This window comes from Staphylococcus sp. HMSC34C02 (assembly GCF_001838705.1).
Lineage (GTDB): Bacteria > Bacillota > Bacilli > Staphylococcales > Staphylococcaceae > Staphylococcus > Staphylococcus borealis.
Genome location: NZ_KV838578.1, coordinates 23,062 through 30,751 on the forward strand (window position 1 = coordinate 23,062; position 7,690 = coordinate 30,751).

The 7,690-nt window shown below is 31.9% G+C and carries 8 protein-coding genes and 4 tRNA genes; all 12 read right to left on the reverse strand.

All coding sequences use genetic code 11. The annotated features are described in order from the left end of the window. Positions 1-46: 46 nt before the first annotated feature. Entirely contained in the window at positions 47-454 is a 408-nt protein-coding gene (locus HMPREF3239_RS05830; RefSeq protein ID WP_070855026.1) for a hypothetical protein, read from the reverse strand. A 193-nt stretch (positions 455-647) separates the two neighbouring features. Further along, positions 648-797: an SAS053 family DNA gyrase inhibitor gene (locus HMPREF3239_RS12300; protein ID WP_107630288.1), complete on the reverse strand. Its 150-nt coding sequence runs from the start codon at positions 795-797 to the stop codon at positions 648-650. 22 nt (positions 798-819) lie between these two features. Continuing rightward, positions 820-1,419, reverse strand: a complete 600-nt coding sequence (locus HMPREF3239_RS05835) for a 6-phosphogluconolactonase (RefSeq protein ID WP_070855027.1) — start codon at positions 1,417-1,419, stop codon at positions 820-822. Positions 1,420-1,590: 171 nt separating this feature from the next. Continuing rightward, positions 1,591-2,061, reverse strand: a complete 471-nt coding sequence (gene trmL, locus HMPREF3239_RS05840; protein WP_053030624.1) for a tRNA (uridine(34)/cytosine(34)/5-carboxymethylaminomethyluridine(34)-2'-O)-methyltransferase TrmL — start codon at positions 2,059-2,061, stop codon at positions 1,591-1,593. Next, complete coding sequence (gene queG / locus HMPREF3239_RS05845) at positions 2,062-3,189, reverse strand: tRNA epoxyqueuosine(34) reductase QueG (RefSeq protein ID WP_070855028.1); 1,128 nt, start codon at positions 3,187-3,189, stop codon at positions 2,062-2,064. 154 nt (positions 3,190-3,343) lie between these two features. Then, a complete protein-coding gene (locus HMPREF3239_RS05850) occupies positions 3,344-4,066 on the reverse strand; it encodes an amino acid ABC transporter ATP-binding protein (RefSeq protein WP_053030628.1) in 723 nt (240 codons plus the stop codon). Then, positions 4,059-5,513 carry an ABC transporter substrate-binding protein/permease gene (locus HMPREF3239_RS05855; protein ID WP_070855029.1) on the reverse strand — a complete coding sequence of 485 codons (1,455 nt, stop codon included), beginning with the start codon at positions 5,511-5,513 and terminating at the stop codon, positions 4,059-4,061. Before HMPREF3239_RS05855 ends, HMPREF3239_RS05850 begins: the two co-directional genes overlap by 8 nt. Positions 5,514-5,789: 276 nt before the next feature. Further along, positions 5,790-6,848, reverse strand: coding sequence for a PTS sugar transporter subunit IIC (locus HMPREF3239_RS05860; protein WP_053030632.1), 1,059 nt, complete (start codon positions 6,846-6,848; stop codon positions 5,790-5,792). Positions 6,849-7,279: 431 nt separating this feature from the next. Further along, positions 7,280-7,363 (reverse strand) — tRNA-Leu (locus tag HMPREF3239_RS05865). Positions 7,364-7,407: 44 nt separating this feature from the next. Beyond that, a tRNA-Gly gene (locus HMPREF3239_RS12455) sits at positions 7,408-7,482 on the reverse strand. Between the two features lie 12 nt (positions 7,483-7,494). Then, a tRNA-Gly gene (locus tag HMPREF3239_RS05870) sits at positions 7,495-7,569 on the reverse strand. Between the two features lie 8 nt (positions 7,570-7,577). Next, positions 7,578-7,651 (reverse strand) — tRNA-Cys (locus HMPREF3239_RS05875). Positions 7,652-7,690: the final 39 nt, after the last annotated feature.

Here is a 7,690-nt window from a genome sequence, read left to right on the forward strand (position 1 = left end):
TCGTTATTTTTGATACACTATTCAATTGTTCTTCACCGAAGTAACCTTATTCATGCTTGTTATAATCATATTTAACTTTAACTGCTTTAATAACTGCTAAAGCGCTTAAAATATATAACACCACACTAATGATCAATGTAAAAGGACTTAATTGAATTAGAAAGCCTATAAATCCCGTGAGTTGTGCATAAAAATCATTTAAAGAATACATTAAAATACCAGTTATTAAAATACAACATAGCACACTTATGAATACACCTGTTTGATTACTTTTGATGAAAGGTTGCGCACTTATATTTTCAATTAAACCGTTGGATAAGTTTAATTGCAATTTAATAATTTTAAACAATATTGGTAGATAAAGTGCACCAAATGCGATTGGGAATCCTTTAATTGAAAGTAAACTAATCAAAATAGTGGCAATCGTTAGTGGAAGCCAATATTTATGTAACATTTTACGCTCTCCTTATATTTAATGATTGAAGTATATTTTACCATATTTCATAATCCATTAAATTGTATTCAGCCGTTAAACTCGTAAAAATTTACATTTACTTAGTACGCTTGTTTCATAAAAAATAAACTCGAGACATCTTTAAAGGTCTCAAGTTTATATTAATCAAAAGTATTCGTTTTAAAGCTATCATCTATTCATGCGATTGATTTAATTTGTCCTCATCATTTTCTTCAGAAATTTGTTCCATCTCTTTGCCTAAGGTTTTTAAATCATCTAAATCTTGCACCATCGCATTTTCTTCTTCACGATAATTTAGTTCCGAATCTTTATTTTCAGCCATTTGTCAAACCTCACTTTTAAATTTAAGCAAATCTAGCAGTGAAATATGCTTTAACATCTTCAGGTAAACCTTCAGCAGCCGCTCTATCTAACACGACTGTTACCATTCTATGTGCTTTAAGATCAGAAGGTTCAAAGCTTGATTTACCATTTTCTTCATAAAGTTTTTTAACAACCTCACGTTTATTTGCACCAGTCACAACTAATACAACTTCACGTGATTTTAATAAACCTTGTCTTACGTTTACATTTAAACTACCCGCTTCATCAATAGATGTAACTTGTAGAATTAATTTTCCTTTATTTTCTTTCGTCTTAATTTTATCATCAATTAAAGACGCCGCATCATCATCAAAATTAATTGGATAAATTTGGCTAGCAGGTACGCCTAACGCCTCATAAAATGAACGATTATCATCATAATCCAAAATATTTATTTGACTAAAATCGACTGCATGATGATCAACATCTTTCTTTAGTTCATCTAATACTGGTGCCGCATCTTTAGTTAAATGAATGCCAGCAATCGTTGTAGGATTGTTATTAAATTGCTTTCTAATGATATCTGCTGTGTATTCAGCTACGTGTTCTACATCATTAAATACTTTAAAGTTCATTGCCATTGTCTTTACACTCCTCTTAGTTCATCAATGTCTTATAAATAACGTATTATTTATTAGAATACCCTTGTAGACATTAAATCAAACTATTTTAAAAATGTTATATTAAATCACTAATAAATATAACATTTTTTAATAAAAAGATGCATTGAATTTCAACTTTCGGATTAACGTTTACGATAAACCAGGAAAGTTTTGTTGTCGTAGCGCTTCATAGATTAACAATGCTGCTGTATTAGATAAATTCAATGATCTAATATTCTCACTCATAGGAATTCTTAATGCTGTATCCGCGTATTTCTCTTTAACCCAATCAGGTAATCCAGTTGTTTCCCTACCAAATATAAAATAATAATCTGTATTCTCCTTAGCGAAATTAAAATCGCTATAAGTTTGTTTACCAAATTTAGTTAATAAATAATATTCGCCATTTGTAATATCAAAGAAGTCTTCAATACTTTCATGATAGGTAATATTAACGTGTTCCCAATAATCAAGACCAGCTCGCTTTAACATTTTATCATCCGTACTAAATCCTAATGGTTTAATCAAATGTAAATGTGTATTTGTCCCTGCACAAGTACGAGCGATATTACCTGTATTAGCAGGAATTTCTGGTTGAAATAAAACAATATGATTTGTCATTTAAAGTTTCCTCATTTCTAATCCTTTTATCATTTCATTTTGAACTTCTTCAAGTTCATGTTCATAGTATTCATCTATGAATTCACGTGCTTCTTCTCCTAGAATTTGACCGATTGCCCAGTACGCAGTTCCCCTAATCATTGGCCTTGGATCATTTAATGCTACTTCTTTAAGTTCAGGTATAGCGGCAACTTCATTAAAGTGTGCTAATGCAATAATAGCGTTACGTTGAATTGGTTTTTTTCCACGCCAAGCACCTGCTAAATGACCATAAGTTTGTTTGAATTCTTTATTGCTCATTTGTAATAATGGTACTAATCGTGGTTTCAATATCTCAGGTTCTAGTATAATATCATCATGTGTCGTGTTTATTCCTTTATTTTTAGGACAAACTTGTTGACATGTATCACATCCATATAAACGATTACCTATTTTATATCTATATTCATCTTGTAGGTATCCTTTCGTTTGTGTTAAAAAGCTAATACACTTTTGAGCGTTTAATTGACCATTTCCAACAAGTGCGCCCGTAGGACACCTATCAACACATATCGTACAATCACCACAGCTATCAAGAATTGGATCATCTGGCTCAAATGGTATACTCACTAACATTTCTCCTAAGTAAGTCCAGGTACCTAAATCGGGGTTAATGATAAATCCATTTCGACCTGCAAATCCAAGTCCAGCTCGCTCTGCAACTGCCCTATCGGATAACACGCCAGTATCAACCATACTCTGTATTTCTACTTCGGGCACTTTAGATTGTATAAAATCCGCAAGCTTATCTAAACGCTTTCGCATAATTGAGTGATAATCTTGTCCCCAAGAAGCGCGTGCAAACATCCCTCGACGATCACCTCTAACACTTTTAGGTGCACCTTTAAGTTTATTTGGATATCCAACAGCTATTGCTATAATTGAACGTGCAGTAGGCAAACTTAATTTTGGCTCAGTTCGTAATGCAATATCTGATTCTTCAAATCCTGAAGCATAGCCTTTTGCGTGATAATCTTCTAATTTCTTTTTAAGTTCATCAAATGGATCAGCTGTAGTAAAACCAATGCTATCTATGCCTATTGAATATGCATAATCGATAATTTCTTCTTTAAGCCAATTATAATCCAATACATTTGCCTCCTTAAAAATGATACATATGACATTTTAACACAATCCTCTTAAAGAAATCGTTAATTATTTATGGACTATTTAAGTATCTTTACATTTTAATAGGAGTCTGAAACGTATATGTCTCAGACTCCTTAATCAGTCATTATTATTTCTATAGTACTCTAGATAAAAAGTTTTGTGTTCTTTTATGCTTCGGTGACTGAAATAGTTGTTGAGGTGAACCTTCTTCTACAACGTATCCATCAGCCATAAAAATCACTTTATCACTTACATCTCTCGCAAATCCCATTTCATGAGTCACAACAACCATTGTCATACCTTCTTTAGCTAAATCTTTCATGACATTGAGCACATCGTATACAACTTCCGGATCCAATGCAGATGTAGGTTCATCAAATAATATGATATCTGGATGCATAGCCAATGCCCTAGCTATCGCAACTCTTTGCTTTTGCCCGCCGGATAATTGTGAAGGATAAACATCAGCTTTATCTTCAAGTCCCACTTTTTTTAGTAATGCAAGTGCCTCTTGTTTCAATTGATTTAAATCGTTCATATTTAGTAACTTAGGTGCCAAAACGATGTTATCCAAGACTGTTTTATGTGGAAATAAATTAAAATTTTGGAATACCATTCCCATTTTTTGACGTAATTTATTTAAATTATTATTCTGATGAGTCAGTTCAGTTCCCTCAAAAATAACCTTTCCACTAGTTGGTGTCTCTAACAAATTTATACATCTTAGCAGCGTGCTTTTACCACTTCCAGATGGTCCGATGATGGCTAAAACTTCACCTTTATTTATTTCCAAATTAATATCTTTAAGTACTTCAATTTTATCAAATTTTTTAGTTAAATTTTCTATTTTAATCACTTGCTTTCATTCTCCCTTCAATTAAACTCATAACGCTTGATAATGAGAAAGTTAATATAAAGTACATACATGCAGCTATGATTAATGGTGTGAAAGGATCAAATGATATACCTTGTACAACTTGAGCGTTGAACATAATTTCACCAACACCAATTGTAGATATAATAGATGACTCTTTTATTAAAGTAACAAATTCGTTTCCTAAAGCTGGTAATATATTTTTAAATGCTTGAGGTAATACAATATGAATCATTGTTTTTGAATAATTTAAACCTAAGCATTGCGCAGCTTCAGTTTGACCTTTATCAACTGCATTAATTCCAGCTCTTATTATTTCTGCAATATAGGCAGAAGAGTTTATGACTAATGCAATCGTTCCACAAATAAGTGCAGAAATATCTAACCCTAAGAGTGCAGTTGTTCCAAAAAAGACTATAAAAACTTGCACTAACATTGGTGTTCCTCTCAAAAATGCGATGTAAATTGACGCTGGCCATGAAAGAATTTTAAATTTACTAAGTTTTGCAAGTGCAATAAATGATCCAATAATCGCTCCACAAACTACACCGATTAAAGAAATAAGTACAGTATTTTGCAATCCTTTAACGAAGAAAGTGCCATACTTTTGAATAAAACTACCATCGTCAACCATTTGTTCTGAAGCTATATTCATATATTTATTGATTAAATTTTGGTCTTTAACATTTTTGATTGACTCATTTAGATGTTGTAATAAAATAGGTGAGTCTTTAGGTAAAGCAATGACTGTAGTTTTTTTCTCCTCATTAAATGAAACATTGGCAATTTTTAAATCTTTATTTTGCTTAGCGTAGGCTTCAGCTACTGGCTTTTCAATAACTAATCCATCAATTTTTTTACTTTTCAAAGCTAAAATTGCATCTGGTAAACGATTGAGTGAACTTAATTGTGCATTTTCTATTTCTTGCTGCGCAATTTTTTCTTGCTCACTGCCCTTTTGAGCGCCTATTTTTTTATTTTTAAAATCATTTAACGTATGGAATACATCACTATTATTTTCTCTAATTAACATTACATTACCTATTTCCATGTATGGTTCTGAAAAATCTACTTCTTTTTTCCTTTCAGGTGTAGACGTCATACCAGATATAATAATGTCTATTTTCCCAGTTTTTAAAGCGCCAAGTAAACTATCAAATTGCATATTAACAATTTTTAATTTTAAATGATTATCTTTTGCAATTTTTTTAGCTAATTCAATATCTACACCCACATATTCTGTCTTACCATTTTTTGTTTTTTCAAATTCCAGTGGTGCATAATCGGCTGATAGTCCTACTCTTAATTCACCTCTTTCTTTAATTTTATTCCAAGTTGCATCTTCATCAGCTAATACCATTGGTTGTATGTATATCAATGTCAAACTAATTAAGATTGCTATAGTTAGTACTTTAGTAATTATTTTCATAAGCAACCTCCTTTAATTAATTCATTATTATACATATAAATGTATTAATATACAATAGTGTATTTAAAAAAAGGAGTTAGACAGAATTCTTTTTAAATTCATTGTCCAACTCCCAGCTTGCTTAGCTTGTAAAATGTATTTATAAAATTTTTTATTGACCACACGCAAGCATGACTATACTGAAAAACACATCTTTAGTGTCTTAACAGTTCAGTCACCTACTGCGAATTTGTATAATAACTTCAATATTATATATTCCTGGCTCGTAAGTAAGCTTTATTGCTTAGGTATTTCAAATTTATAAATACCATCATGATAACTAGGAATTAATTTTTTGCATATTTCATGAATAATAAATGCACTCACAAATGGAATTATCAAGTAACCAAAAATAAGTAAAATAATATTCATTGTTGCATCACCAGGCATTCTATTAAAGGCATTGATTGGTCCAACTAAACCTGTGTACCCAAATCCAGCCGATAATGGTGTACCTTTAATTCCAATGGCGTATGCTAATACTCCTGATACGATACCATTTAAAGTTAGTGGAACCGCAATGATTAAATGCTTTAAATATACAGGTATCATCATTTTTGCAGCACCAATGAGTAATACAATATTAACACCCATTGAATTAACTCGTATTGATCCAAATATGAAAGTAACACAAGCAGCTACAATTCCCATATTGGCTGCACCACTTCCTAAACCAGTTAAGCTTATAGCTGTGGCAATAGCAACTAATGAAATCGGTGTAACCATCAATAATGAGAACGTTACACTTATCAAAATTGACATGATGAGTGGATTCAAAGCTGTAAATGAATTTACCATATGACCAAGACCTTTAGTTATGGTTTGTACATAAGGTAATGTTAAAAGTCCAATTAAACCACTTGCAACAGGAATTAAGACTGGTAATATAATCATTTCAAGTGATCCTAATTTCCCTTGCAAAAACATATATAATGCACACGCTATAATGACAACTAAAATAATATTAATAATATCACCGATGCCCTTTAATGCAATACCTTTAGAAGTGAATTGTACCGCTCCAGATCCAAGCATAGCAGCTACACCAACCATACAAGACCCTGCACCATTAAACTTAAATTGATGTGCTGCTAAAACACCGATAATAAATGCCATAAATGATTGAATAATAATCACTAAATGAAATACTAATTGAAGTAATGGATGATTATCCATAAATAATTTTAAAAATTCTCCCAACAATGCATTTGGTAATAAAGCAATGACAACTCCAGCCCCTACAGCATTGAGAATATTACTAAAAAAATACTTTAAACTTATGCGTTGTTTACTCATAGTAGCCTCCGTTTTTAAACATTAGCTTTATATTAGTACAATCTACCCTGTTTAACAATATGAACAAATAAGTTTTAATCAAAAATTAATGTTGAGACTATCAATACAAACAATAAAAAAAGTTATTTAAAAATAATTATCAAATAAAGTTTTAAATTGTTTTATCATATCCTAAAATTTGAGCAATTTTCTATTGATAAAACAATGCAAGATTATGGCCATTTTCTAAAAGCAACTTAGGAAAAATAATAAGAAAGCTCTTAAAATCATTAATGAGTTGTGACATAATTTGTGACATAAATTTTTAATTTAGTCCCCTCTCGTGACATAGATATGACATAAAAATAGTGTCTAAAAGCATAAAAAAAAGAGTGAAAACATTGATTTAACAACATTTTCACTCTAAAAATTCCTAAAAGAATTTAAAAATATACCGGCGGTCGGGGTCGAACCGACACTCCAATACAGGAACGGGATTTTGAGTCCCGCGCGTCTGCCAATTCCGCCACGCCGGCTCAATTTTTGATAAATAAAAAACTTCCATTTGGAAGCAAAAACTTGGAGCGGAAGATAGGATTTGCACCTATATCTCGTTCCGGGAAGGAACGTATTCTAAAAGTTGAAATACTCCCGCATTATTAAAATATGGAGCGGAAGATAGGATTTGCACCTATATCTCATTCCGGGAAGGAATGTGTTCTAAGAGTTGAACTACTCCCGCATCGTGCATGGAGGCGGCAACCGGATTTGAACCGGTGATAAAGGTTTTGCAGACCTCTGCCTTACCACTTGGCTATGCCGCCAATAACTGGGCTAGCTGGATTCGAACCAGCGCGTGACGG

What these genes read in the sequence shown, in the direction of transcription:
- HMPREF3239_RS05830 (WP_070855026.1), bottom strand. Translation starts at nt 454, where the DNA reads ATGTTACATAAATATTGGCTTCCACTAACGATTGCCACTATTTTGATT.
- HMPREF3239_RS12300 (WP_107630288.1), bottom strand. Translation starts at nt 797, where the DNA reads ATGGCTGAAAATAAAGATTCGGAACTAAATTATCGTGAAGAAGAAAAT.
- HMPREF3239_RS05835 (WP_070855027.1), bottom strand. Translation starts at nt 1,419, where the DNA reads ATGGCAATGAACTTTAAAGTATTTAATGATGTAGAACACGTAGCTGAA.
- trmL (WP_053030624.1), bottom strand. Translation starts at nt 2,061, where the DNA reads ATGACAAATCATATTGTTTTATTTCAACCAGAAATTCCTGCTAATACA.
- HMPREF3239_RS05855 (WP_070855029.1), bottom strand. Translation starts at nt 5,513, where the DNA reads ATGAAAATAATTACTAAAGTACTAACTATAGCAATCTTAATTAGTTTG.
- HMPREF3239_RS05860 (WP_053030632.1), bottom strand. Translation starts at nt 6,848, where the DNA reads ATGAGTAAACAACGCATAAGTTTAAAGTATTTTTTTAGTAATATTCTC.